The sequence below is a fragment of the Leeuwenhoekiella sp. MAR_2009_132 genome (assembly GCF_000687915.1).
Classification (GTDB): domain Bacteria; phylum Bacteroidota; class Bacteroidia; order Flavobacteriales; family Flavobacteriaceae; genus Leeuwenhoekiella.
This window is the reverse complement of record NZ_JHZY01000004.1, coordinates 101,987-124,969: the sequence shown is the minus strand read 5'-3', so window position 1 is coordinate 124,969 and position 22,983 is coordinate 101,987. Positions and strand designations below refer to the sequence as shown.

Below are 22,983 nucleotides of genomic sequence, written 5' to 3'. Positions count from 1 at the left end.
ACTAAGCACCAGCCAGATATTTAATAAAACACATACTCCCGCCTACGCCGCTGTATTGCCCGTAATTAGGGATAATATCATAGTGTCTTCTTTTATAAAGAGCAATTGCCGGAGGTTGAAAGATACCTGTCTCTAAAATACATTTTGTGTAGCCTAATTCTGCTCCCCAGTTTTCTAAAGCTTCCAGTATTAAACTGGCGTACCCTCGTTTTCTATACAGCGGTTTAGTATACATTCTTTTTATTTCTAAACTCTTAGGGCCATATTCTCTGAATGCTCCGCACCCCACAGCGATTCCACTTTCATAAGCTACAATAACATTATTGATACGTTCTAAAGAATTAAATTGATTATAAAATGCGTGATCATCGCCATCAGTAAGTTTGAGGGTTTCATCGAGTTCTTTTATCAATTTTAAGAAATCAGCATTTTTTGAGTCTGTACGGATTAGATTTAGCATATTTCTAAAAGATCAAATTGGTTGGTTGAACTCGAAAGATACATTTCCTATCAGCTAATGTCAAGAATTACTAATATTATTTATAGTCTAAAGTTGAAAAAAGAATTATGAGAAATGCATTAATAGTTTAAATAATAGACATTTAATTAATAAAGGCTATCAATTGAATTGCATCAAAAAAAATGCTCTAGGACTTCAAAATTTTAAATAAAATCCAATTAAAAGAAACGCTCAAATTAGGGCAAGAATAGCATTAAAGCCTGAAAATCTCAATTTGAAATTGTAAAATCAGTTTCTTGATTTGTAGTAGAATAGAAATTGCGATTGATAGATTAGTTATTAAAATCAGGAAGGATTACCAATTCACCAACAGAAAGTCCCAAACAGTAAAGTTCTTTTTTGATACGCTCATAAACACTAGGTTTAAAATAATCTACAGATATGGTGTTCTTGTTTAGATTAACTTCTAAAACACGCACTTCCATAATTCGGTTTAAGCACTGTTTAATAACCTCTTGCGTGCATTCGATATTGCTTTCGATAATTTTAAACGTTGCTTTCATTACTGTAAATTTTAATCCTGTTCGTAATTACGGTTTAAAATTACGATAGACTTACCTATAAAAACAACGTTATAGTAAAATAAGAGAGTTGATATTCAGTTAATTAAATGTTAATTACAACTAAACCGATTAATGTATCCTTATGACTAATAAAGTGAATTTATTAATCCTATCTTTTTTTATTATTAAAAATTATTAAAAGTTCTTTGAGTATCAATTGAATGTGATTTATGAACAAAAAAAAGGCATCCCTAAGGATGCCTTTGCTATATTAAATAAACTTTTTTAAAATGAATTAGCAACAAGCTGCTCATACAATTCTTGCTGGCCGCTAAACGATTTAGGTTCACCATTGCTTCTCCCTATATCACTTAGTTGTTCTAGAGAAAGTGTACCTTTTTCAAAAGCAGCACCATTTCCAGAATCAAATGATTCATAACGTGTTTTACGCAATGCTTTATAATTTGTATTCTCTAAGATGTGATCTGCTGCTATTAACCCACGTGCAAACGTATCCATACCGGCGATGTGTGCGATAAATTTGTCATTAAGATCTGTAGAGTTTCTACGTACTTTAGCGTCAAAATTAATACCGCCGCCTTGTATACCACCACCTTCTAAGATAACCAGCATAGACTGTGTGATTTCAAAAACATTAATAGGAAACTGGTCTGTGTCCCATCCGTTTTGATAATCCCCACGGTTTGCATCAATGCTTCCTAACATACCTGCATCTACTGCAACTTGTAATTCGTGCTCAAAAGTATGACTCGCCAGTGTAGCATGGTTTACTTCAAGATTCAATTTAAAATCGTTTTGTAAGCCATATTTATTGATAAAACCTAAAGTAGTTGCTGCATCAAAATCATATTGATGTTTGGTGGGTTCCATAGGTTTTGGTTCAATCAAGAAATTACCGGTAAACCCTTGTTTGCGACCGTAATCCTTACACATATTTAAAAACTGACCCAGGTGATCAAGCTCACGGTTCATATCTGTATTTAATAAACTCATATAGCCTTCTCGACCACCCCAAAACACATAATTAGAACCACCTAGTTCTATTGTTGCATCTAATGCAATTTTAAGCTGAGCCCCCGCGTAAGCTAATACATCAAAATTAGGATTAGTAGCTGCACCGTTCATGTAACGCGGATTGCTAAAGAGATTAGATGTACCCCATAAAAGTTCTATGCCACTATCTTTTTGTTTGATTTTTGCATAATCTACCAGAGTGCGCATTCTGTTTTCAAATTCTCCAAGAGTAGGGGCCTCATCAACCACATCTATGTCATGAAAGCAATAGTAAGGAAGTCCTAACTTTGTCATAAATTCAAAAGCAGCATCCATTTTATCTTTTGCACGTGCTACAGGATCTGAATTTTTGTCCCATTCAAATGTTTCAGTAGGTGCTCCAAAAGGATCACTACCTCTATTATTTAAAGTATGCCAATAGGCCATTGCAAAGCGCATATGCTCTTTTAACGTTTTACCGGCTACTACTTTGTTTTCATCATAATATTTAAAGGCCAGAGGGTTGTCGCTTCCTTTTCCTTCAAACTGAATTTTACTAACGTCTTTAAAATACGTGCTCATAATTAATTATTTATTTGAATATTATTTTTCCATAGGGCATACCATTCTGCATAGGTTGAACTTAAAGCTGCAGTGGGCTCTATGGTTTTAATTCGTTTTAGACTTTCATTTGCCTCGCTTAGTGTTTTATAGTGACCAAAACCATAAGCGGCACCTCTGGCAGCACCTTCGGCGCCATTAGTCTCATAAAGCTCTAAACTGGTTTGTGTTGTATTTACAAAAATCTCTCTAAAGACAGGACTTAAAAACAAGTTAGCCTGAGTGGCTTTAACCAGATTACCGCCGGCACCTATTTCCTGCATAATTTCAAAACCGTAATTCATCGCAAAAACAATTCCTTCACATGCAGATCGCACAAGATGTGAGGTTTCATGCCTATTGAAGTTAAGGTTTTGTAATCCTGATGTTGCTTCTTTGTTATTAAAAATGCGTTCCACACCGTTTCCGAATGGGTAAAACCGAAGACCATCACTTCCCGCAGTCACTTTTGAAGCTTGTTCATTTAAAAAATCATAAGAGATTAAATGTTCTGAACCTCCAGAGATAATTTTACGCAGCCATTGGTATAAAATACCAGAGCCATTTATACACAACAGGATACCATTGCGTTTTTGTACTTCAGTATCATTAACATGTAAAAATGTGTTTACGCGGTTATTTTTATCAAAAGCGTTTGTATCACTAACCGAATAAATTACCGCTGAAGTTCCTGCGGTTGTCGCAATCTCTCCAGGTTCATTAACATTTAATGAAAGTGCATTGTTAGGTTGATCACCTGCTCTATAAGTTATTTGCACATCCTCTGCCAGTCCTAACTCCTGTGCTATTTTAGGGAGTATTGTTGCTTGATTTTCAAAATTAGATACAATCTCAGGAATAAGATGTACGGGTAATCCCATGGCATCTAAAACATCTGTTGCAAGTTCCCCTTTTTTAAAATTCCACAGGGCAGCTTCAGAAAGACCAGATTTACTTGTCTGGGCTACGCCCGAAAATTTAGCAGCTATGAAATCTCCAGGAAGCATCATATGAGCTGCCTGTTCAAAAAGATGAGGCTCATTTTCCTGAATCCATTTAAGTTTTGAAGCAGTAAAATTACCAGGACTACCTAATATCTTATCCTGAAAAAAAGCAGAACCTTTTTCTTTGTATATGTTATCGCCTAAGGGAGCTGCTCTGCTATCGCACCATATTATAGAAGGGCGTAAAACATTAAGATTACGATCTGTAAGCACTAGACCGTGCATTTGATAGGAAATGCCTATAGCCTTAATAGTTTTAAGATCTACCCCTCCAGATTTAAGCTGTTTAATGCCGTTGCAAATATACTTCCACCAGAGTTCTGGGTCTTGCTCTGCCCAGCCTTGTTTAGGAGCAAGCATTTGCATCTCTTTGTCTGGCACCGTTGCATTTGCAATTGCTTTGCCGGTATTCCCATCTAGAACAGCAAGTTTAATTGATGAACTTCCTAAATCTATTCCTAAAAAATACATGTGTGTGCAATTAATGGATTAAAAATGTAAAAAACCACTCTTATAGTTTATTTGACTACAAGTATATACATAAAAATCTATTCCACATAATTTTTATAATTTAGAGCCGTAAAAAATTCGAACTAATATATATACATTATAAGTTAATGAGTAGTGATCACAATGAGCCAAAAGCTATCATATTAGACAGCATAACTATAGATTGTGTAATATTTGGTTTAAAAGAAGGCTCTCTTGAGGTACTTCTTGTTCAGCATGCAGAAGGTATAAATAAAAATAAATGGGCGCTTCCCGGGGGTTGGATTTATGAGAATGAAAGTATTGATGCCGCTGCAAATAGACTTTTGCTCGAGCTTACCGGTATTGAAGATGTTTATTTAGAGCAGCTTAAAGCTTTTGGAGATCCTGATCGTTTTCCATTATCTCGGGTTATTACTATAGGATATTATGCATTAATAAAAGAAGAAGATTATGATCTTAAGCCGGGATTTACAGCAGTAAATGTAGCGTGGTTTAAAGTATCTCAAGTAGAAGATTTAATATTTGACCACGCTCAAATTCTAGAAACAGGTTTAAAAAGACTACGTCGTAGAATACGTCAAGAGCCAATAGGATTTAATTTACTTCCGCAGAAATTTACCTTATTGCAATTAATGCATCTGTATGAGCAAATTTTAGGTAAAGAAATGGATAAGCCTAATTTTAGAAGAAAAATATTAAAGATGAATTTGTTAACTCCGCTAAATGAAAAGGAGAAAGATGTTTCTCATCGAGCGGCTAAGCTATATCAATTTAATCCCGACACCTACCAAAGTTTATTAGAAAAGGGTTTTAATTTTGAATTTTAAGCATCTGGTTCTTCCTTTTCTACGCTAACCTGGTTTGTATTTTGAGCTTTAGCTTTAAGTACTTCTAATTAGTTTTCTTTAAAAATAAGAGTTCTGTGAGGAAATGGGATTTCTATACCTTCCTTGTCAAATCGTTTTTTAATGCTTTCATACAAATCACATTTCATAGAAAATGCCTGATTATAATTACTGGCCCAGGCCCAGGCACGTATTGTAACAGAAGAGTCACCCAAAGCTATAACACGAACAACAACTTTATTTTCTTCATTATATTTCTCGAGTTCGCTACGGTGATCAATTAAATTAGGATGGTCTTCGCACTCTTCGCGCATAATACGTTTGGCAAGATCAATATCACTATCATATGAGATGCCAACCTCTATCCATTGGCAACAAATATGAGTACCTAAGTCATAATTAATAAGTTTTTCCTTATTAATAATAGCATTGGGTATTACAATCATTTTATTTTCATAATTGCGTATGATCGTATGTCTAAGTGTAATATCTGTAACTGTACCCACCATAGATTCATCAACTTTAATTATATCGCCAAGTTTAAATGGTTTAAAAAATATAATAAAAAGACCGCCTACGAGGTTAGACAATGCTTCTTGTGATGCTACACCTGCCACTACAGCAACGATACCGGCACCACCTAAGGCGGTAGCTGCGAAGCTACGCATAGATTTAAATGCTATAAGCATAAGTATACCACCTAGAAAATAAACAGCAAAAATCGCTATGTATCGTAAAAATTTATAACTGGTGGTATCTTCATTATTAGCAACTCTGTGTTTAATACTTCTTTTAAACCACGTTTGCACAAGCGATGCGGCGAAGAGTGTTAAAACAGCTACAATGCCTAAATAGAGAACGATGTAGAAGTTTTCTCTGGCGGTTTTATATTGTTCTTCATCAATAAATATAAACCCCAGCGCCATAATTCCTAAAACTAACCAAAGAGCGTTGAGAATTTTTTGGGCAAGATGAATATTGGAAGGTGCGTCATTAGGATATTTAATTTGTGTACGCTTTTCTAACCAGTGGTGTAGTTTTTTAGTTAAAAACCGAAGTATTAATACAATGGTTATAACAATGGCAGCATAGATAATAGCTTCTTTATGGTTTGTCCAGAATTCAGTCATACTGTAAATATTGAAAATAGGAGGATAGCAGGTTTTCAGACAATTGCCAAAGACCATAAATTTTTCAGATAGTGTTCAATTTTCAAAATTAAGGTTAATTAATTTCTGCGGAAACAATTAAAATCAATTCATATTTAAAACACGATTATTGAAAAAAACATTAAGCTATAGCTTTTTCAACACGACCTTGCCCAGATTTAAAGAATTTTTCCATTTTAAGTGCTTCTTTTTTAGAATTAAAAACCTCTATATGAATAACCATCCACGGTCTGCAGGCTTTAGTCCATCCCTTGTTTGCTAATTCATTATGCGATTTAAATCTAGATATTAGATCTGTAGTATCTCCAGTGTAGTTTTTCTTAAACTCTTTAGAATATAAAACATAGACAACGTGTTCAGACATAATTAAAAATAAAAAAGGCTTCACATTGCTGCGAAGCCTTTAGTAGCGAGAGGGGGGCACGATCCCCCGTCCGCCTCTGGCGGATATGAAACCTCCTAACTATTTGTTTAAAAAAGTATCTATAATTTTAGCTTTTGCAACACGACCTTGCCCAGATTTAAAGAATTTTTCCCTTTTAAGTGCTTTTTTTTAGAATTAAAAACCTCTATATGAATAACCATCCACGGTCTGTAGGCTTTTGTCCATCCCTTATTTGCTAATTCATTATGCGATTTAAATCTAGATATTAGATCTGTAGTAACTCCAGTGTAGTTTTTCTTAAACTCTTTAGAATATAAAATATAGACAACGTGTTCAGACATAATTAAAAATAAAAAAGGCTTCACATTGCTGCGAAGCCTTTAGTAGCGAGAGGGGGGCACGATCCCCTGTCCGCCTCTGGCGGATATGATACCTCCAAACTATTTGTTCAAAAAAGTATCTATAATTTTAGCTTTCGCAACACGACCTTGCCCAGATTTAAAGAATTTTTCCATTTTAAGTGCTTCTTTTTTAGAATTAAAAACCTCTATATGAATAACCATCCACGGTCTGTAGGCTTTAGTCCATCCCTTATTTGCTAATTCATTATGCGATTTAAATCTAGATATTAGATCTGTAGTAACTCCAGTGTAGTTTTTCTTAAACTCTTTAGAATATAAAATATAGACAACGTGTGCAGACATAATTAAAAATAAAAAAGGCTTCACATTGCTGCGAAGCCTTTAGTAGCGAGAGGGGGGCACGATCCCCCGACCTCCGGGTTATGAAAATTCAAAATCGCACTATAAATTACATCAAAAACACTCAAAATCAATTAGTTAAATAAAATTCTATTTTACATAATATCATTTGATATCAAGGAAAATGGCAATTTGTTGTACCTATGTTGTACCTAAAATTTAGTAATTTAATGGTCTAATTTTTAGATTATGGCTTCTATTCAAACAGTACTTAGAAACAAACCAAATGCTAGATTGTTGTACCCAATCGCCATCAGAATTACAAAAGACAGAAAAACTTCTTTCATTTTTATAGGTCAATATATAGATAAAATGCAATGGAACGCCAAAAAGGGTTTAGTAAGGAAGTCACATCCTGATGCGATTTACATTAACCAGCTTATTCTATCAAAGTTGAGTGAAGCAAATAAGCGGCTCTTAAATGCAGAGTCCGAGAAAGAATACCAATCTGTCTCAACTATTAAAACCAATATTGTGAAAAAGGATCGGTTTGATTTTTTTAGTGCGGTAAAGATTCAGTTGCGACGGCTTGAAGAGCGGGGGCAGTTTCATCAACGAGATGTGGTAAAAAGTAGAATGGAAAAGTTTAAAGCTTTTGCTAAATCAGACAAATTACATTTCAATGAAATAACTGTAGACCTTTTAAAACGTTTTGAAGCCTATCTGAAAAATGAGATTGGTTTAGCACATCGCACTACAGTAAACTATATGATTGCCATAAGAACCATTTATAATATTGCAATAGGGGAGAAGTGGGCAGAACGCAATCATTATCCATTTGGGAGAGGTGGATATACCATTAAATTCCTTGAGTCAGATAAAATAGGTCTCAACGTTGAAGAAGTGAAACTTTTAGAAAACGCTAAAGACTTAACTTCATCCCAACAACACGCATTGAATATATGGTTAATCAGTTTTTACTTCGCCGGAATACGAGTAGGGGATGTATTGCAATTGAAGTGGTCTGATTTTATAGATAATAGGTTACGCTACCGTATGGGAAAAAACCAAAAGTTAGTATCTCTGAAAATCCCTGAGAAGGCAAAACCTATACTAGAATATTATAAAGGTTTGGCTGAGGATGATTTTTTATTTCAGGAGTTACGTTTTGTAGATCCTAAAGATGCTAAAATTCTCCGTACACGAATTAAAACGGTCACCCGCACCTTCAATCGTCATTTAAAAAAGATTGCCGAGCATCTAGGAATTTCTAAAAGTCTGAGTATGCATATCGCTCGTCACAGTTTCGGTAACATTTCTGGAAGTAAAATCCCCATTCAAATGTTGCAGAAATTATACCGGCATTCATCAGTGACTACAACAATTATGTATCAGTCTAATTTTATGCAAGATGATGTAGATGATGCATTAGATAATGTTGTGAATTTTTGACAGGAACATTCCGATAGTAATCTAAGTTTGGAATAGCTTATATTTAATTTAGTTATAAATCAATTTAGACGATTTCAATCAAATTGTTTTAGCGGTTTGAATTCAACTTTGAAAGCAGAAGGTGATTATGAAAACACTTACGGATTATGAAACTTATATAATTAGCGGCTTGGCACAAGGAGCTACTGTTAGGCAGGTGAGAAAGCTTTTACAGCATTTTGGTCAAAAGCCTAATTCAGAGAGTAGTATTGATAAAAAGCTTCAGGAATTACGTAAAAGATTCCAATGTAAAACTACGTTTCAGCTTGTATATGAATTGGGAAGATATTCGGTTGAAATAGATATAGAAGGTATTTTAAATTAATACAGTCCAACAAATTATCATTTGATTTATGAGGTCGCTTTATGTAAAAACAGGAATGCTGGAGTACTAGCTTAAAGTATAGTTTTGATTTAACGAACCGCCGTATACGAGACACGTACGTGCTGTGGTGTGAGAGGCGCAGTCCGTTCCTATTTAGGGGCGGATCCGTCTACTCTATTGGGGGTAGTTTATTACATCATTATCAACTGAAATTCTTAATTCCAATGCTAATTATTGCTGCGATAAACGTAGCTGCGATAAACATTAATGTTGCAACTATCCAATTTTCTTTAGCAGCATAAAATAATCCAGCAGGAGTAATACCATACACTTGAAAAATTGTGCTTTTAGTCTTCAAATCATTTTCTACTGAAAGTGAGATTACATTATGCATATTATCAACTTTCCTTAATGTCGACTGATGTAAGGAAACGTATTCTCCATTGTTAAAAGCCGCCGCTTCTTCTTCACCTTTTAAAAAACTCGCCATTGTAATTTTATTTAATTTATAAAGAGATTCCATTCGTGGATGTGGAGAATATTGTTTTCCATAAATATCAATTAGTAGTCGCGCTAAATCAATTTTCAGGTTATCATTTATAGATACTGGTTCACCTCCGAGTACTCTGTATCTATGTTTTATTGCTTCGAATCCGAAATTAATATTTCTCATATTGATATGAATCCATTTATGTTCTGGATACTTTCTCACAAAATCAAAATATTCATCTAACATTTTTTTTTCTAAGTCATTATAATTTTTATCAATTTGATTAGGAAGTATACCTGTCAGTTCAGCAATTTTATGAATAGAAAAGGAATGCGATTGGGCATTTTTTACCGAACGAACTGCAATTGATGTAATTCTTGAAGTATTTCCTTGAGGCAAATTGAAAAAGCTTTCGCAAGAATAATGAATGATAAGATATTCAGAAGGATTGTCACTTATACTTTGTAATATTTCTTTACCTTTTTTTCTTTTTTTATTTCTTTCTGATGCTTTTGACATTTTGTTTTTTCAAATTACTCCCAACTTGTTTGTGTAAGGTAAGTCGCGCTGAAAATAAGCTGTTACCTTTCGGATTAACACAAGCCGAATTTTTAAATTTCTATGTTTATTTTTCTTTGTAAATATGTCCAAATTTAAAAATTTGGCGATCTCGAAAAAGCACCTGAACCTCTGTGTTTACAAATGCTCGCGCTATTTTATATATACATCTTTGTTGCCAGTAGTGTATTTCGTAACGTCATTCGTAAAAAAGTCATCAAATATATGAATTTTCAATTGTTGACTTGAAGTCTTAGGCTCTAAGTATTTTTTCATATCCTCAAAAATTTCAGACGTGTCTTTTAAATCATCATCGGTGTAGATTAAAGTAAAGATTCCGTGTTTTTTGAAATAGGATTTATGCTTCTTCATTTCTTTGTTAAAGTTCTGACTTGCTTTTTCGTTAATTGCTTTTTGAGTCATTCCTTTAGTTCCTTTCAAATGTCCGTGTGTTGACCACGGTGACAATTCAAATCCGACTTTATTCAAGTCATTTGGCTCAATTATAGTAAAGTCCAAACGATACTTATGCACCACGTCAATACCTTCATAACGATATTCAGGTATTAATAGGGGAATATTTTCAGGTCTGCTATGATTTAAGACATAATCCCGATACATTTCAGCTATTTCCATTTCATATTTAGAACCCGAATTTCTTACTATGACATTAACAAAAAAGTTCAGATAGTCAGTAACATCTCTAAATGTAATTCGGTCATTTTTTCCTGGTATTACAAAACCAGTTTCCAAAATATGACCAATTGACCAATATTGGTTTTTGAAATGCCTTATTTCGCTCTTATCGTTTTCCCAAAATCCGCCATTTACAAATCTTGGTGTAATTAATACACCATAGTTAGCATTATTTTGACCAATATATATTTCTGCATCTTCAATAGTCGGTCTTTTTTTCGACAGAGCATCAAAGTTTCTCAAATAAACTCTCTTTAAAAAAAGGAATAGATAGTCTTTGAAAACTGTATGTTTTTGAAGAAGTTGGTATGTTTCATATAAATTGGAATTTCCAGCATAAGACCCACGATTTTTCAAGTCGTCTTTATATCCTTGAAGCCATAAACTTATAAAATGGTCGGATGAAGTAATTAGTTCATTCTTTATATCGATAAATTGGTCAAATTTTCCTCCGATTTTACCATTTAGAGAATGTACGTTATCAAATTTCGTTTTGTGCAAAACATCTGGCAGTAAAATTTTAATTTCCGCTGATAGCCCTTTAATTAATTTGTTTCTTGCTGTAAGTTCAGGGTCTCTTTTTGGCATACTTTGGGTGGTTTTATTAGATTACTGGCAACGTCTCCGGCTATGAGTAGTTGCGTGGTTTGGCACTTAACTTAGCAAGCACACACCGAACTGAAAATCCGCGAGGATTTTCAGAAGAGGCGATAACAATCAATTACTTATAGCCATTGTGGCTGTTGCACAACCTCTTTTTTAATCAAATTTCAAGTTAATAGTAGTTTTCAATAATACCATACAATTAGAAAACAACAAATTACCTGTTCCTAAAAATTAGGAGCCCCCTTTTTTCTTAGAATTTTAGACTTGTGCAACGGTTTTTTTGTTGGGCATTCGTTTTTTCTACGTATTCTTTTTTTTCGTTTTCCAAAATTCGTGTTCTTTATCTAAAAACACAATATGAAATATATTATCCTCAATATGTCCAATTATACACTCCTTACCTTGAATATGCATTGTACACCAAGTTACGTCGGGTAGAACGTGCTTTGGATGTGTGAAAGCAGATTCTGGCGGAAAATCTACTTTTGTATATGGTTTAATAATTTGTTGAGCAGTTGCTTGAGCCATCGTGATTTGGCAGATAGCTCTCAATTTATTTATCATTAAAGCGAGAAGTTTTGCTTCTTCCCATTCTTCAAAGTCTTGACCTTGATTAATGTCGAAATCTCTAAAACTTAAAACAATAAAAGTTTCCCTCTTATTGTCTCTCGTTTCTAGTGTTTTTGATTTCCTATTTAATGAAGCTTTACTTCTTGATTTGAATTTATTTCCCTTTCCCATAAAGCAATTGATTTAATTTTTCATCAATGTCAAAGTAAGGGATAGCACCATATTTGCCGTCTAGGTAATTTTTGTCAAATGCAGACTTATTACGGACTTTATCTGTTTTAAAATCTCCTAAAGAAACTAATTCAGATGCACCAAATTGATTTTTCTCCACAAACCATATTTGGTCTCTTCTAAAGGTTTCTTTATTTAAAAGTGAAATGTCGTGAACAGCACATATTAATTGAGCGTGATTTGTGTTGAACTTGTGAAAAAAGTCAATTAATCTCAAAGTCAAATGGCTGTGAAGTCTTGAATCTAGTTCATCAACTAAAAGCACTTTGCCATTTTGTAATGTATCGAACCAAGGTCCTAATAAATACAATAGTTTTTTTGTTCCTTCTGATTCTTGTTTATCAAAATTGAACGGAACAGTATCAACTAAAATATTGTTTTCATCATATTTTCTATGATAAGTAATAAGTTGATCTCTCTTTGGTTGTTTAGATTGTATTTTGTGGATGCTAGTTAAAAGATTTATTATTTCTTCGTCCTTTTCTTTTTGCTTTAGAACTTCCAAATCTATATCGTTTACATCTTCTTCAGTTGTTGATAAACTTGAAATTTCTAGATATTTGATGAAGTGAAGAACCCAATTAAAAAAGTTTTTGTCCGATTTTAATTTATCTATTGTATACCTTTTATGTCCTCTGTCGTGAATACCATTAACAAAATTAAATTTCTTAAACCATTCAACTATACTAGATGAAGTTTCTTTTCCTAAAGTAGCTAACAGCGAAAGAAATAAAACATTTTCCTTTACATCTGTCTCTTTACCTAACGCTTCTTCAAAGGATGATTTGTTTATTTTAATATCTTGTAAATCTCTTTTAAAAAGATAAACCTCTTTTGAAGTTGTATGAAACAGCCATTCAGCAATAATTTTATTGTCGTCTATTTCAAATCCATATCTATATTTTACATTGTTATTAATAAATACTATTTCGAAATAACTGGATTCATTTTCGCTTTTAGAACTTAAAATAAATTTTTCTAATGGAAATTTTCTTTCATTATTGTCCATAAGTGCATCACGAAAAGAATTTATTACTGTTCCTTTCATAAATCCCATAGCTTCCAATAAGTTACTTTTTCCACTAGCATTATTTCCATAAATAATTGCAGATTTAAGTAAACTTAATTTAGAATCTATTTGAAAAGTATGTGTTTCGTTATGTTCTTTAAATGATTTGGCTTTTACCATTGAGAGAGTAGTCAGATCTTTAAAAGACAAGAAATTTTCTACACTAAATTCTATTATCATTTCTATTTGTTTTTGTTAGTGCAAAGATATAACAAAAATGAAAATATGCAAATAAATTGCAAAAAATGAAATTTGATATCTTTCTGGGTCTGTTATGAAGTGCTATCTGGATTCTTTTGAGTTGTTGTTCTGATACCTTAGAAAAACAGTTCCTTTAGAAAAATACCTTCTGATTAGGCCATTAGTATTCTCGTTTGTTCCTCGTTCCCACTTGGCTTAAGGATGAGCAAAGTAAACAGGCATTCCAGTCTGTTTAGTAATGGTACCTTGCAGGGTTATTTCTAGACCATTATCATAGGTTAGGGTCTTTGTAAGCTGGTTATCAAAAGCTTTGAATTCTTTTACAAATTGCTTTCTTACAATAGCTGATTTACGATCTTTTAATTTTACAATGCAGGTATATCTTGATTTTCTTTCTACGATGGTTCCTATAGCACTTTTCTGACCTTTTCCAGTCACTAAATCACCTTCCCAGTTACCTATTTCCTGCCTGTTTTCAATGTGTAAGGGTCTTTGCTCAATACTGATTTGATCTTTGATTTTAGAGCTTCTTTTTGTGTTTGCACACGCCCTTCTGCGTTGTGATTTTTGATAGGGTAGGAGCTTTATAAGTTTCTTGTTTAGCCTTGCTTGTCTGTTTAAATATATATGTTCATGTCTAGGTTAACCCCTTTTTTTAAGCCTCACCCTATTGGGGCTTCTTATGGTCTTTTACCTCCATACGCATTATTCTCCTTCTTTTAGTACAGATTTCCTCATTTTCAAGTTGATAGATTTGTTTACTTTAGTATTTTAATTAAATGTCGATGGAAGAAATTATATGTTATTTAAAATGCTTTATTCTTAAAAATTCTACCCTACTTATTAGCATTCTGAACAATATTGTAATTGGTTTGATTTCCGGTTTTTTAGCCTCTTATCTTTACACTAAGTACACAGATCGTTACAAAACCACTAAAATTAAGATATCAAATGTCATAGGTGTAAACCAGGATGATGAAATTGGTAACGTACTGATGATCAAAATTAAAAACTTGTCGATTAGACCATTATATGATATAAAATGTGTTCTTAAATCTGTTCGGTTTGTTGATTCATATAATAATATTTTTGAAGAAAATTTTAATATATATAACACCTATTCTATAAGTTATATCGAAGGCTCTAAAAATTTAAATAGATCGACCCATTTAATTAATTTTAAAATGGATAAACCATTTGATAGCCAAGATTTAAGTTGGCTTTTAGAGATAAGTTATATAGATGCTTTTACGGGTTTACCTAGATTTATAAGAAAAAACTTTTCACGAACTCAAATACAAACAGGGGAATTCGGAATTTTAGGAAACATGAAATTTTACCAATTTGGTAATCCTAATAGGGATTTAACAAAGCATTTTGGAAGGTTTTTATTTCAAAATGAAGATCATTTTTTAAACAATTAATATGAAACTACTTTATTCCCTATTTTCAGTATAGATTTACTCATTTACAGTTATTTAGTTTTAGCTATTTTAGAACCTCACTAATCGATTATTATAATGTCTGAAATTACAGAATGCCCCAATTGCCAAGCAGATTTAAGAAAAAAAGCTTTCTATTCTAATAACAAACTTTTGACGAATAATGAAAGGGACCTTATAAACGAATATTCAATAGAGAAAAAGAAAGGATACTGTGAAAAATGTTCTCTAGCATTATATCAACAATCAGTAGAAAAGCTTAAGCAAGAGGTTGAACTTTTAAAATCAGAATTGAGGGAACTAATTAAAAACATTCCCATTTTAACCATACAGAATTTACCATGTTGGAAATATAGAATATTACAAATGGTTACCGGGCAATCAACAACTGGAACTGGTGCATTAACTGAATTCACATCAAGTTTCACAGATTTTTTTGGACAACAATCATCTCGACATAATGCCAAATTAAAAGCGGGTGAGGAGCTATGTATGGCTCAAATAAGACATGAAACCTATGAATTAGGAGGTAATGCTATTATTGGAGTTGATGTAGATTATTCAGATGCTGGAGGAGGTAAGGGGATGTTAATTGTTTGCATGTCTGGGACTGCAATAAACGTAGATTTAATTTGCTTTAGTGAATTGCAACAAAGGAGTTTTGGAACTTTAGAGAAAAAGAAACATAGATTAGAATTTCTTAAAAATTTCAAAACCTATAAAACCGTTTAATTATCAACTTATAAAAAAAAAATACTCTACTTTTTACTGTTTACCACAGCGTGCTTTGCTCAAATTAAAGTGACACCAGATGGATTAGAATTTGATGAATACGGTGATTTTTTAGTCATCGAGGCAGATACGGTTAACGCTAAAGAATTTTACAATCGCGCTGTAAAGTATGTTGAAATGAATTACCGTGATCCTGAAGAAGTTTATAAAGGTAAAGTCGAAGGAGAATATCTGAAGATCGAAACTTTTAAGCTTAATCTAACTACGGCAAATAATGCCGGGATTAAATTACCAATAGATGCAGGTACTTTATTGAAATGAGATTTAAAAGTGGTCGGGTCCGTTTTGAAATTACAGATTTGAAAATGACTGCACAGAATGGCGGCCGCCCTTTATTTTTTTCTGGTAGCATATGGCAGGGGTATCCCATTTACAATAAAAAAGGAGAGATCAGACTAGAAGAATCTAAGTCTGATATTGAGAATTATTTCAATGGCTAATTATTTACCATTAAAAAAATGCTCTTGGGTCAGAAACCTAAAGATGATTGGTAAAACAACATTTACAACTTGTACAATTATACTATTGCCCTGCTCACAACAGGGCTTTATTTTTACCCAGTATTTTGATTTAGAAATTTTGTATATCTATGAAATGTACATTAATATGATTACTTCAAAGAAATAGTTTAACAAATCCGGCCATTGGCTCACCGGTAATCAATCCGGTGGTACTATATTCATTGATATGTTATTGGACAGTCATGGCGGGCATTTAAATATAAAGCTATGTCCAATAACACATCACAAACAGAAAACAATGAGCAGGTTATAACTGCTCTAAAAGATTTAATCCGTTTAGATAGCGGTGGCGTCAAGTTTTGGCGCGAGTATCACAAAACTTTATTTGAGGCTTTTTTACGTAGCGATCTCGCAAACGATCACGAGGTACGTACCAGTTTTATGGCTGCTCATGAAGAGAATATGCAGTTCTTTACTAAACTCAAAATTTAGGTAAGGAGGTATTAAATGCCTAATTCAAAACTATCCCTACTTAATGCAAACGCCTATGACCGTTGGTTACTAGAAGCCCAGATCACTCCAGAAGAAGAGGAGCGCATCGAGGCCGCAGAGAATAAAAAGATTATTAATAAAATGTGGGACTTTCTTTCCCATTAAAAAATCACACTACTGAGCTAAGCCTCGCCATCCGCGGGGCTTTTTATATATTAGCAAAAAATAAGTGATATGAAAGAGGGGATATTTTATCAAGATTTAATGCAACTAGATGATTTAATGAAAGAATTAATCAATTTAAATAACCAAATTATAAATGGACCTTGGATAACCATAGAGAATCTGAAAAAACTAGAAAATAAATTAGAGGATTTAAAGGTTGAGAGAAACGATCGTCTAAATAATCTGATAAATACAAAACCTGATTTGGAGACCATAGATAAGGAAAGTTTAATGTTATACTATGCGATTATTCACCTCTCTAAAGATTATGTTATTACAGATTTGAGGAATATGATAAAATTTAATGATGAAATTAATAGAGTTTTAAAGATCTATTTTATAAAAGATAATGAATAGAATATCAATTACAATTTAGCTTTAAATCCTCGCTACCCGCGGGGCTTTTTTATCGATTAAATGCATATATGTAAGCTTTTTTACATTTTTATGACTAAGTAGACGCATATTTACAGTTTAATGTATTTAATTTGTCACAGTTGTGTTACATCTATGACACACATATACAATAAGTAAGAATCAATATTAACCCAAAATTTTTATTAATATGTCTAGTACTATAAATGAGAACACAACAAATAGATGGGTATATGGTCTTAAAAAATTAATAGAGATAAGAAATCTTGCTATTGATAGTTTTAATACAAACCTATTCAATAATGATCCGATTATAGATCCAGAGGCTGAAAAGCTTTTGGAGAATACAGCAGATCGTAAAAGAATTTTTGCTGCTATTGATAAAATGAAGAACAGTGATTTAAAAGCTCTAGAAATAGAATTAAGTAATGAAGAAACCATTACTCTTAGCATAGATTAAGCTTTAGCAATATGGAATTAAATATTGCTTTTAGTACAATATTTTATATTGCTGTTTTTATTCTTCCAGGTTTAATTTTTCGAAGAATATACTTTTCAGGAGATCACAACAAACAATTTTCACAAGGTAATTTAGTTGAACGTATTGCTTGGACAATCTTTAGCAGTGTAATTACCTTAATTAGTGCAGTAATTATTCTCTATTTTATAGATGATTTCTTTAAGCTTAAAATACTTACAGAGTTTAATTATTCACATCTTCAATCTATTTTCAATCAAATAGCTGATAACAAATTCCCGTCTAAAGAAACTTTGACCGATGTATATCCAACATTTATCATCGGTCTTTTAGTTTTTTATATATACTGTTTTTTATTAGCCAAATTGCTTCGTCAGATTGTTCTATTCTTTGGATTTGATAGGATGTTTAATTTTTTAAGATTTAATAACTACTGGTACTATTATTTACAAGGAAGAGCCCCATCTTTTAATAGACAATCAATTAAAAAGTTTTGGGCATCTCAAGTTGATGTTTTAGTTCAAATTAGTGACTCAGAAACCAAATTATATAAAGGCTTCGTTTTAGACTATTTCATAGATAGTGCTACAAACCAACTTGATATTATATTTCTTAAAGAAGCACAGCGTTTTCGAAATAATAAAGAAAATAATGGAGTAGAATTAGTTGATATACCAGGTACTGCATTAGGTATTCCATTTAGTAAAATATTAAATATTAACCTTACATATATTTATAAAGATAGTAACCTTAGTGAGGCACGTAAACAACGGGTAAAAAGAGCATCTGGTCTTTTATTCTTGACATTATTTGCTCTGAGTATCTTTCTCTTATTTATTGAAGAATGGCCATTAGTGGGACCTATTGATATATTCTATAGAATACTATTTTTCTTAAATACATTTGCCTTTTCTTCAGTATTAGTTACGTGGTTTAACAATTTAGCAAACAAAGGCTCTGGTGATGGTGCGGGTTATGCATTGTCATTATTACTATTGCAGTATACTTGGATAGTGGGTTTATTACCATGGTATATTGCTATTCCAGGTTCATTTACTGCTTTCTACTTAATATATGTTATAAAAGGGGATTCAAAAAAATAATAACCTAGTGTCCACATAGCAACTGCTGTCACTCACTATCATTGTAATTACACAAATACTAAACAGATCAACATAGTAGAGTTATATGAAATATTTGATTACTAAGGATAAAAGAAATTAATATTGTTTTGACTTAATTATGACTTTTTAGATTGGGAAACATTTTTTCTACCGCTTTGAAGAAATCTGAGATATCTAAACGTTTTTCTTTACAAATTTTGAATAACGTTTCTACTGGGATACGATAATTAGACTTGCTTTTTATTTTGCGAACAGTACTTTCTAAGATATTGTGATGATCTGCAAATTCAACTTGAGTTCCACCTTTGGAAAGAAAGGGATCTATCCATTCTTTTGTTATAAACTCACATATAGCTGAATTAATATCCTTATCCATACGAGCAAAGGAATTATAAACATAAAGAATTTTCTCGTTCGATCGAACGAGATAAAGATTATTTTACTATATTTGACTCATAATTATATATTTGCGAAACTTCTTTAAGTAAAATATTAGAAGCATTCGCTTTGAATCTCGAACAGAAAACTGGTAATTTTTAGCAACGAGAGGATAAGCAGGGATGCTCACGACCCGGGCGTGGGCTCTCGCTTATTGTTGCACGGTATACCAGTACCTCTGTTCGATAAGTTGAGACCTGCGCCTTTTTCTTTTTCTAAGCACATCTCAACATTCAAGCTTTGTTTCTTCCTTAGCGAAGCCTCGCAACTATACCCTAATTTCAAAATGTGCTCTTGGGCTGGTATAATCATACACCTGCTTAAGATCAGTACACCCTTAATTTAAAACTATGTAGAATAAACAAAAACGGGTACAGTTATGAAGCATTATCCCAGTGAAATACATTTTGAGTCCTTTAAATCGGGCTGCAGTCTGGCATTTAATGGCCTATACAAACACTATTACCGCCCCATCTACTGGATGGGTAGGACGTTGATCAAAGATGTGTTCGTGGTAGAAACACTCGTACAGGACGCCTTTTTAAGGCTCTGGTACAAACGCGACGATATCGAGTCGCCTCAGCATTTGGTCAATTTCCTCTATGCGGTCATTTCCAACGAATGCAAGTGGTTTTACGTAAGACCGGGGAATCAGTTTCAACGCAGTATCTACTCCTATGATACAATTCCCAATTATCAGGACTATAGGTGGGGCTATGATCCTGAAGCAGTCGATACGCATATGGAAGATCAGCAAAGCAGCCAAAAAGAATACGAGCAGGTAGTCGCTATATTGCCCTTGCTCGGAACGCAGTCCAAACGCCTTATTGAACTGGGTATGCAGCACGGCTTTAAATACAAAACCATTGCGGAGCACATGGGTATCAGTATTAAGGAAGCCAGCAACCTGATGAAAAATGCTATACAGCAGCTCAAAAACATCCTGCAGCAGGAGTGTCTGGTGGATGAGGAAAGTTCGGTTTCAGAAGCTTCCAATCCACCCCAGGAGCTGACCGAGCAGGAAACCCGGGTATTGACCTTGCGCTGCGAACAGCAGTATTCCTTTGCTCAGATCGCAGCCGAACTCCAACTCACTCAAAAGGAAGTACACCGCGCCTTTACGACGGCTTATAAGCTGTTACAACAGCACGAACACTTACAATCCGCTTAAGATGAAAACCAAAACCCTCAGCCTTACCCGCAAGATTCAACTCAACATAGACCTGCCCAATTATGAGGAGCGTAAAGCGGCTATGGCCAAACTTTACGACTGGCAATACTGTTGTTTTAAGGCTTCCAATATCATCGTCTCGCACCTCTATGTGCAGGAAATGATCAAGGAATTCTTTTACTTGACCGAGGACATTCAGTATAAACTAGCAGATCAAAAGAAAGACGAAAACGGCATTCTGAACCGTTCGCGTATCAACACCACCTATCGCGTGATCTCAGATCGGTTTAAGGGTAAAATCCCAACCGAAATCTTATCGAGTTTAAACCGGAATTTAGAAAGTACATTTAAAAAGAATGCACCGGAGTACTGGAGCGGGGAGCGTTCTCTTCAAAATTTTAAAAGAGATAATGGATTTCCCTTTGGTCCTTATAGTATGTGTTGCTTTAAATATGATGAAGAGCGTAAGTGTTTTTGCTTTCGGCTGTTTAAAATTCCCTTTTGCACCTATTTGGGCAGGGACTTCTCCGATAAGCGCGTATTGTTGCACCGGGTACTTAAAGGGGAAACGCGCTTACGCACCTCTCAGATCAAATTAAAAGACGGCAAGATCTTCTGGCTGGCAGTCTTTGATATCGAGCAGGAACAACACGCCTTAAAGCCCAATTTGGTTGCCGAGGCTTCTTTATCATTAGAATATCCCATTACCGTCAAGGTTGGTAGTAATCGAATGACTATTGGAACGAAAGAAGAGTTTTTATACCGGAGACTGGCGATACAGGCCGCCCGTAAACGGGCGATAGCCGGATCGGTACATTCCCGGGGTGGCCACGGGCGCAAGCGCAAGCTTAAAGCCGTTGAAAAGTTTAAGAAAAAGGAAACCAATTACGTCAATCAGCGCCTGCACGTGTATAGTCGTAAACTCATAGATTTTTGCGTCAAGCATCAAGCCGGTACCTTGATACTGCTGAATCAGGAAGCTAAAATAGAAGCCGCACAGGAAAACGATTTTGTACTTAGAAACTGGAATTATTACGAACTCATGACGAAAATCAAATACAAAGCGGAAAAGGCTGGGATTGAATTGGTCGTAGGATAAATTTGAACTGAATAAGCGGGTGCTTGTACACCCATAAGGTGAGATCATAGCTACTCACTAAGTGCAACGGGCACATACAACGCGCGAGCTCATCGTATATTAATACTAGGCGGTAAAAATGGACTTTGAATTTAATAATTTGGAATTTTAAACTAATTGAGGGGGTGCTTGTACACCCATAAAGTGAGATCATCGATACTCACCAAGTGCTCTGGGGCACATACAACGCGTGACATCTGACTTTTAAGACAAATGGCGATCTAAAAAATAAAAAACGCTGAACTCCTAACTCAAAAGTCTAAACTAAAAAGAGGGTGCTTGTACACCCGTAAAGTGAGATTACAGATACTCACTAAGTGCGACGGAGTACATACAATGCGTGAGCTTGCTTATTAATCAACTCAAGAAACAAAGCCAAGCTGATGAAAGAACAATAAACGACACTCTGAATGAACAATAAAATAATCCTTAATAGGGTCGAGGGTACTTGTATACCCGTAGGGTGAGGTTTACGCTCACTATATGTCACAGGGCATATACAACGGGCGTGAGCGAACTTTAAAGCTTAAGTTATTACAAACTACCATTGAAAAGTAGCTAACACAGGTAGATGATCTGAAGCATGTTTTTCATCAATGACGTCATGGCTTTTTATCTTGAAAAAAGACTGCGGTTTAAAAGCTATAAAATCAATAGCCTTAGTGGGGTTTTGTACCGGTATTGTAGGTGGGCATGATGTACAGCTTCTTGTAAATAGGTTATCCAAAGAATCAATTACCGGACTGTTTGCGACAGCATTAAAATCTCCTGCTACCAGTACAGGTAGATTTATATCCTTCGTGATATTTAAGAGTTCTTCTATTTGTAAGATCCGGTTGGTATCCTCCTTTTGAGAATCTAAATGTGTACTTGCAAACCAGATGGAATGAGCATCGGATAACTGTATCATAGACATGGCTAAAACTCGAGGTTCTCCTTGGGTTTCAGAATTTGAGGGGAGTTTATAGACCTTAGATTCTATAATAGGAAATCGAGAAAGAATTGCAACGCCATAGGCTCCGTTTTGAAAATCTATAGCCTTACCAAAAAATACTTGCATACCTAATGCGTCACCAATCTGCTGGGCTTGGTTTCCTAAACCTGAACGATCGGTATTGGAGTCTATTTCCTGTAAGGCAACCAGATCTGCATTTCTATCTTTGATTACTTGAATGATAGCTGACAGATCTATACGATCCTTGTGCATAGGCGGATTCGCGTGATGAATATTATAGCTTAAAACCTTCAGCTCATGTGAAGCATTCTCGAAATTAACGGTTAACGCTTTTTGTGAGAGCATAGGATTACTTGATAAAAAAAGGATTATAATCAAGATAATACCTTTTGTCAATTTTTGATTCACGGCTTTGTATTCGT

General features: G+C 34.0%; 28 protein-coding genes. 13 read left to right on the top strand and 15 right to left on the bottom strand.

The genetic code is table 11. The features are described from left to right. Position 1: 1 nt before the first annotated feature. The 4 genes from P164_RS08990 to P164_RS08975 all read right to left on the bottom strand — a co-directional run bounded on the left by P164_RS08990 (position 2) and on the right by P164_RS08975 (position 4,112). Entirely contained in the window at positions 2 to 460 is a 459-nt protein-coding gene (locus P164_RS08990) for a GNAT family N-acetyltransferase (RefSeq protein WP_028376069.1), read from the bottom strand. Positions 461 to 792: 332 nt separating this feature from the next. Beyond that, positions 793 to 1,023: a hypothetical protein gene (locus P164_RS08985; RefSeq protein ID WP_028376068.1), complete on the bottom strand. Its 231-nt coding sequence runs from the start codon at positions 1,021 to 1,023 to the stop codon at positions 793 to 795. A 285-nt stretch (positions 1,024 to 1,308) separates the two neighbouring features. After that, a complete protein-coding gene (gene xylA, locus P164_RS08980; protein ID WP_028376067.1) occupies positions 1,309 to 2,619 on the bottom strand; it encodes a xylose isomerase in 1,311 nt (436 codons plus the stop codon). Between the two features lie 2 nt (positions 2,620 to 2,621). Next, the gene (locus tag P164_RS08975; protein WP_028376066.1) at positions 2,622 to 4,112 is read right to left on the bottom strand and encodes a xylulokinase; all 1,491 of its coding nucleotides are present in this window, start codon (positions 4,110 to 4,112) and stop codon (positions 2,622 to 2,624) included. A 146-nt stretch (positions 4,113 to 4,258) separates the two neighbouring features. Here P164_RS08975 and P164_RS08970 point away from each other — a divergent pair, with 146 nt between their 5' ends. Next, on the top strand, positions 4,259 to 4,960 hold the full coding sequence (locus tag P164_RS08970) for an NUDIX hydrolase (RefSeq protein WP_028376065.1): 702 nt from the start codon (positions 4,259 to 4,261) through the stop codon (positions 4,958 to 4,960). Positions 4,961 to 5,028: 68 nt separating this feature from the next. Here P164_RS08970 and P164_RS08965 read toward each other — a convergent pair whose 3' ends face one another. The 4 genes from P164_RS08965 to P164_RS08950 all read right to left on the bottom strand — a co-directional run bounded on the left by P164_RS08965 (position 5,029) and on the right by P164_RS08950 (position 7,236). After that, entirely contained in the window at positions 5,029 to 6,108 is a 1,080-nt protein-coding gene (locus P164_RS08965; RefSeq protein WP_028376064.1) for a mechanosensitive ion channel family protein, read from the bottom strand. Positions 6,109 to 6,268: 160 nt separating this feature from the next. Then, the gene (locus P164_RS08960) at positions 6,269 to 6,511 is read right to left on the bottom strand and encodes a GIY-YIG nuclease family protein (RefSeq protein ID WP_028376063.1); all 243 of its coding nucleotides are present in this window, start codon (positions 6,509 to 6,511) and stop codon (positions 6,269 to 6,271) included. Positions 6,512 to 6,630: 119 nt separating this feature from the next. After that, positions 6,631 to 6,873 carry a GIY-YIG nuclease family protein gene (locus P164_RS08955; protein ID WP_117434314.1) on the bottom strand — a complete coding sequence of 81 codons (243 nt, stop codon included), beginning with the start codon at positions 6,871 to 6,873 and terminating at the stop codon, positions 6,631 to 6,633. Positions 6,874 to 6,972: 99 nt separating this feature from the next. Next, complete coding sequence (locus P164_RS08950) at positions 6,973 to 7,236, bottom strand: GIY-YIG nuclease family protein (protein ID WP_028376061.1); 264 nt, start codon at positions 7,234 to 7,236, stop codon at positions 6,973 to 6,975. 246 nt (positions 7,237 to 7,482) lie between these two features. On the opposite strand from P164_RS08950, the gene P164_RS08945 reads away from it, so the two are divergent. Continuing rightward, positions 7,483 to 8,685 (top strand): site-specific integrase, encoded by a 1,203-nt coding sequence (locus tag P164_RS08945; protein ID WP_028376060.1) that lies wholly within the window; start codon positions 7,483 to 7,485, stop codon positions 8,683 to 8,685. 127 nt (positions 8,686 to 8,812) lie between these two features. Continuing rightward, positions 8,813 to 9,049, top strand: coding sequence for a hypothetical protein (locus P164_RS08940; RefSeq protein WP_028376059.1), 237 nt, complete (start codon positions 8,813 to 8,815; stop codon positions 9,047 to 9,049). Between the two features lie 202 nt (positions 9,050 to 9,251). Here P164_RS08940 and P164_RS08935 read toward each other — a convergent pair whose 3' ends face one another. From P164_RS08935 to P164_RS08915, 5 genes are all read right to left on the bottom strand, one after another. Next, positions 9,252 to 10,058 carry a hypothetical protein gene (locus tag P164_RS08935; protein WP_028376058.1) on the bottom strand — a complete coding sequence of 269 codons (807 nt, stop codon included), beginning with the start codon at positions 10,056 to 10,058 and terminating at the stop codon, positions 9,252 to 9,254. A gap of 192 nt (positions 10,059 to 10,250) precedes the next feature. Then, on the bottom strand, positions 10,251 to 11,381 hold the full coding sequence (locus tag P164_RS08930; RefSeq protein ID WP_051621311.1) for a hypothetical protein: 1,131 nt from the start codon (positions 11,379 to 11,381) through the stop codon (positions 10,251 to 10,253). A 318-nt stretch (positions 11,382 to 11,699) separates the two neighbouring features. Next, positions 11,700 to 12,140 (bottom strand): hypothetical protein, encoded by a 441-nt coding sequence (locus P164_RS08925; protein ID WP_028376057.1) that lies wholly within the window; start codon positions 12,138 to 12,140, stop codon positions 11,700 to 11,702. Then, entirely contained in the window at positions 12,124 to 13,449 is a 1,326-nt protein-coding gene (locus P164_RS08920) for an AAA family ATPase (RefSeq protein WP_028376056.1), read from the bottom strand. Before P164_RS08920 ends, P164_RS08925 begins: the two co-directional genes overlap by 17 nt. A 216-nt stretch (positions 13,450 to 13,665) precedes the next feature. Next, complete coding sequence (locus tag P164_RS08915; protein ID WP_117434313.1) at positions 13,666 to 14,097, bottom strand: IS30 family transposase; 432 nt, start codon at positions 14,095 to 14,097, stop codon at positions 13,666 to 13,668. Positions 14,098 to 14,255: 158 nt separating this feature from the next. Between P164_RS08915 and P164_RS08910 the strand changes: the two genes are divergently transcribed. The 8 genes from P164_RS08910 to P164_RS08875 all read left to right on the top strand — a co-directional run bounded on the left by P164_RS08910 (position 14,256) and on the right by P164_RS08875 (position 18,838). After that, a complete protein-coding gene (locus P164_RS08910) occupies positions 14,256 to 14,894 on the top strand; it encodes a hypothetical protein (RefSeq protein WP_028376055.1) in 639 nt (212 codons plus the stop codon). 96 nt (positions 14,895 to 14,990) lie between these two features. After that, positions 14,991 to 15,644: a heavy metal-binding domain-containing protein gene (locus P164_RS08905; protein WP_051621309.1), complete on the top strand. Its 654-nt coding sequence runs from the start codon at positions 14,991 to 14,993 to the stop codon at positions 15,642 to 15,644. 69 nt (positions 15,645 to 15,713) lie between these two features. Next, positions 15,714 to 15,965: a hypothetical protein gene (locus P164_RS08900; protein ID WP_028376054.1), complete on the top strand. Its 252-nt coding sequence runs from the start codon at positions 15,714 to 15,716 to the stop codon at positions 15,963 to 15,965. 467 nt (positions 15,966 to 16,432) lie between these two features. Further along, entirely contained in the window at positions 16,433 to 16,657 is a 225-nt protein-coding gene (locus P164_RS08890; RefSeq protein ID WP_028376052.1) for a hypothetical protein, read from the top strand. Between the two features lie 15 nt (positions 16,658 to 16,672). Then, positions 16,673 to 16,822, top strand: coding sequence for a hypothetical protein (locus P164_RS18705; protein WP_159106024.1), 150 nt, complete (start codon positions 16,673 to 16,675; stop codon positions 16,820 to 16,822). Positions 16,823 to 16,891: 69 nt separating this feature from the next. Further along, positions 16,892 to 17,239 carry a hypothetical protein gene (locus P164_RS08885; protein ID WP_028376051.1) on the top strand — a complete coding sequence of 116 codons (348 nt, stop codon included), beginning with the start codon at positions 16,892 to 16,894 and terminating at the stop codon, positions 17,237 to 17,239. A 208-nt stretch (positions 17,240 to 17,447) separates the two neighbouring features. Next, positions 17,448 to 17,717 (top strand): hypothetical protein, encoded by a 270-nt coding sequence (locus P164_RS08880; RefSeq protein ID WP_028376050.1) that lies wholly within the window; start codon positions 17,448 to 17,450, stop codon positions 17,715 to 17,717. An 11-nt stretch (positions 17,718 to 17,728) separates the two neighbouring features. Beyond that, positions 17,729 to 18,838, top strand: a complete 1,110-nt coding sequence (locus P164_RS08875) for a hypothetical protein (protein ID WP_028376049.1) — start codon at positions 17,729 to 17,731, stop codon at positions 18,836 to 18,838. A gap of 133 nt (positions 18,839 to 18,971) precedes the next feature. On the opposite strand, the gene P164_RS08870 is transcribed toward P164_RS08875, so the two are convergent. Further along, complete coding sequence (locus P164_RS08870; protein ID WP_028376048.1) at positions 18,972 to 19,235, bottom strand: hypothetical protein; 264 nt, start codon at positions 19,233 to 19,235, stop codon at positions 18,972 to 18,974. Between the two features lie 441 nt (positions 19,236 to 19,676). On the opposite strand from P164_RS08870, the gene P164_RS08860 reads away from it, so the two are divergent. Continuing rightward, complete coding sequence (locus P164_RS08860; protein ID WP_028376046.1) at positions 19,677 to 20,468, top strand: sigma-70 family RNA polymerase sigma factor; 792 nt, start codon at positions 19,677 to 19,679, stop codon at positions 20,466 to 20,468. 1 nt (position 20,469) lies between these two features. Next, complete coding sequence (locus P164_RS08855; RefSeq protein ID WP_028376045.1) at positions 20,470 to 21,567, top strand: hypothetical protein; 1,098 nt, start codon at positions 20,470 to 20,472, stop codon at positions 21,565 to 21,567. Between the two features lie 580 nt (positions 21,568 to 22,147). Here the strand turns inward: P164_RS08855 and P164_RS08850 are convergent. After that, positions 22,148 to 22,906 (bottom strand): endonuclease/exonuclease/phosphatase family protein, encoded by a 759-nt coding sequence (locus P164_RS08850; protein WP_051621405.1) that lies wholly within the window; start codon positions 22,904 to 22,906, stop codon positions 22,148 to 22,150. Positions 22,907 to 22,983 lie beyond the last annotated feature (77 nt).

What these genes read in the sequence shown, in the direction of transcription:
- P164_RS08925 (WP_028376057.1), bottom strand. Translation starts at nt 12,140, where the DNA reads ATGGGAAAGGGAAATAAATTCAAATCAAGAAGTAAAGCTTCATTAAAT.
- P164_RS08960 (WP_028376063.1), bottom strand. Translation starts at nt 6,511, where the DNA reads ATGTCTGAACACGTTGTCTATGTTTTATATTCTAAAGAGTTTAAGAAA.
- P164_RS08870 (WP_028376048.1), bottom strand. Translation starts at nt 19,235, where the DNA reads ATGGATAAGGATATTAATTCAGCTATATGTGAGTTTATAACAAAAGAA.
- P164_RS08955 (WP_117434314.1), bottom strand. Translation starts at nt 6,873, where the DNA reads ATGTCTGAACACGTTGTCTATATTTTATATTCTAAAGAGTTTAAGAAA.
- P164_RS08985 (WP_028376068.1), bottom strand. Translation starts at nt 1,023, where the DNA reads ATGAAAGCAACGTTTAAAATTATCGAAAGCAATATCGAATGCACGCAA.
- P164_RS08990 (WP_028376069.1), bottom strand. Translation starts at nt 460, where the DNA reads ATGCTAAATCTAATCCGTACAGACTCAAAAAATGCTGATTTCTTAAAA.
- P164_RS08880 (WP_028376050.1), top strand. Translation starts at nt 17,448, where the DNA reads ATGTCTAGTACTATAAATGAGAACACAACAAATAGATGGGTATATGGT.
- P164_RS08935 (WP_028376058.1), bottom strand. Translation starts at nt 10,058, where the DNA reads ATGTCAAAAGCATCAGAAAGAAATAAAAAAAGAAAAAAAGGTAAAGAA.
- P164_RS08885 (WP_028376051.1), top strand. Translation starts at nt 16,892, where the DNA reads ATGAAAGAGGGGATATTTTATCAAGATTTAATGCAACTAGATGATTTA.
- P164_RS08965 (WP_028376064.1), bottom strand. Translation starts at nt 6,108, where the DNA reads ATGACTGAATTCTGGACAAACCATAAAGAAGCTATTATCTATGCTGCC.
- P164_RS08890 (WP_028376052.1), top strand. Translation starts at nt 16,433, where the DNA reads ATGTCCAATAACACATCACAAACAGAAAACAATGAGCAGGTTATAACT.
- P164_RS08930 (WP_051621311.1), bottom strand. Translation starts at nt 11,381, where the DNA reads ATGCCAAAAAGAGACCCTGAACTTACAGCAAGAAACAAATTAATTAAA.
- P164_RS08975 (WP_028376066.1), bottom strand. Translation starts at nt 4,112, where the DNA reads ATGTATTTTTTAGGAATAGATTTAGGAAGTTCATCAATTAAACTTGCT.
- P164_RS08940 (WP_028376059.1), top strand. Translation starts at nt 8,813, where the DNA reads ATGAAAACACTTACGGATTATGAAACTTATATAATTAGCGGCTTGGCA.
- P164_RS08860 (WP_028376046.1), top strand. Translation starts at nt 19,677, where the DNA reads ATGAAGCATTATCCCAGTGAAATACATTTTGAGTCCTTTAAATCGGGC.
- P164_RS08905 (WP_051621309.1), top strand. Translation starts at nt 14,991, where the DNA reads ATGTCTGAAATTACAGAATGCCCCAATTGCCAAGCAGATTTAAGAAAA.
- P164_RS08855 (WP_028376045.1), top strand. Translation starts at nt 20,470, where the DNA reads ATGAAAACCAAAACCCTCAGCCTTACCCGCAAGATTCAACTCAACATA.
- P164_RS08920 (WP_028376056.1), bottom strand. Translation starts at nt 13,449, where the DNA reads ATGATAATAGAATTTAGTGTAGAAAATTTCTTGTCTTTTAAAGATCTG.
- P164_RS08910 (WP_028376055.1), top strand. Translation starts at nt 14,256, where the DNA reads ATGGAAGAAATTATATGTTATTTAAAATGCTTTATTCTTAAAAATTCT.
- P164_RS08970 (WP_028376065.1), top strand. Translation starts at nt 4,259, where the DNA reads ATGAGTAGTGATCACAATGAGCCAAAAGCTATCATATTAGACAGCATA.
- P164_RS08945 (WP_028376060.1), top strand. Translation starts at nt 7,483, where the DNA reads ATGGCTTCTATTCAAACAGTACTTAGAAACAAACCAAATGCTAGATTG.
- P164_RS08950 (WP_028376061.1), bottom strand. Translation starts at nt 7,236, where the DNA reads ATGTCTGCACACGTTGTCTATATTTTATATTCTAAAGAGTTTAAGAAA.
- xylA (WP_028376067.1), bottom strand. Translation starts at nt 2,619, where the DNA reads ATGAGCACGTATTTTAAAGACGTTAGTAAAATTCAGTTTGAAGGAAAA.
- P164_RS18705 (WP_159106024.1), top strand. Translation starts at nt 16,673, where the DNA reads ATGCCTAATTCAAAACTATCCCTACTTAATGCAAACGCCTATGACCGT.
- P164_RS08875 (WP_028376049.1), top strand. Translation starts at nt 17,729, where the DNA reads ATGGAATTAAATATTGCTTTTAGTACAATATTTTATATTGCTGTTTTT.
- P164_RS08850 (WP_051621405.1), bottom strand. Translation starts at nt 22,906, where the DNA reads ATGCTCTCACAAAAAGCGTTAACCGTTAATTTCGAGAATGCTTCACAT.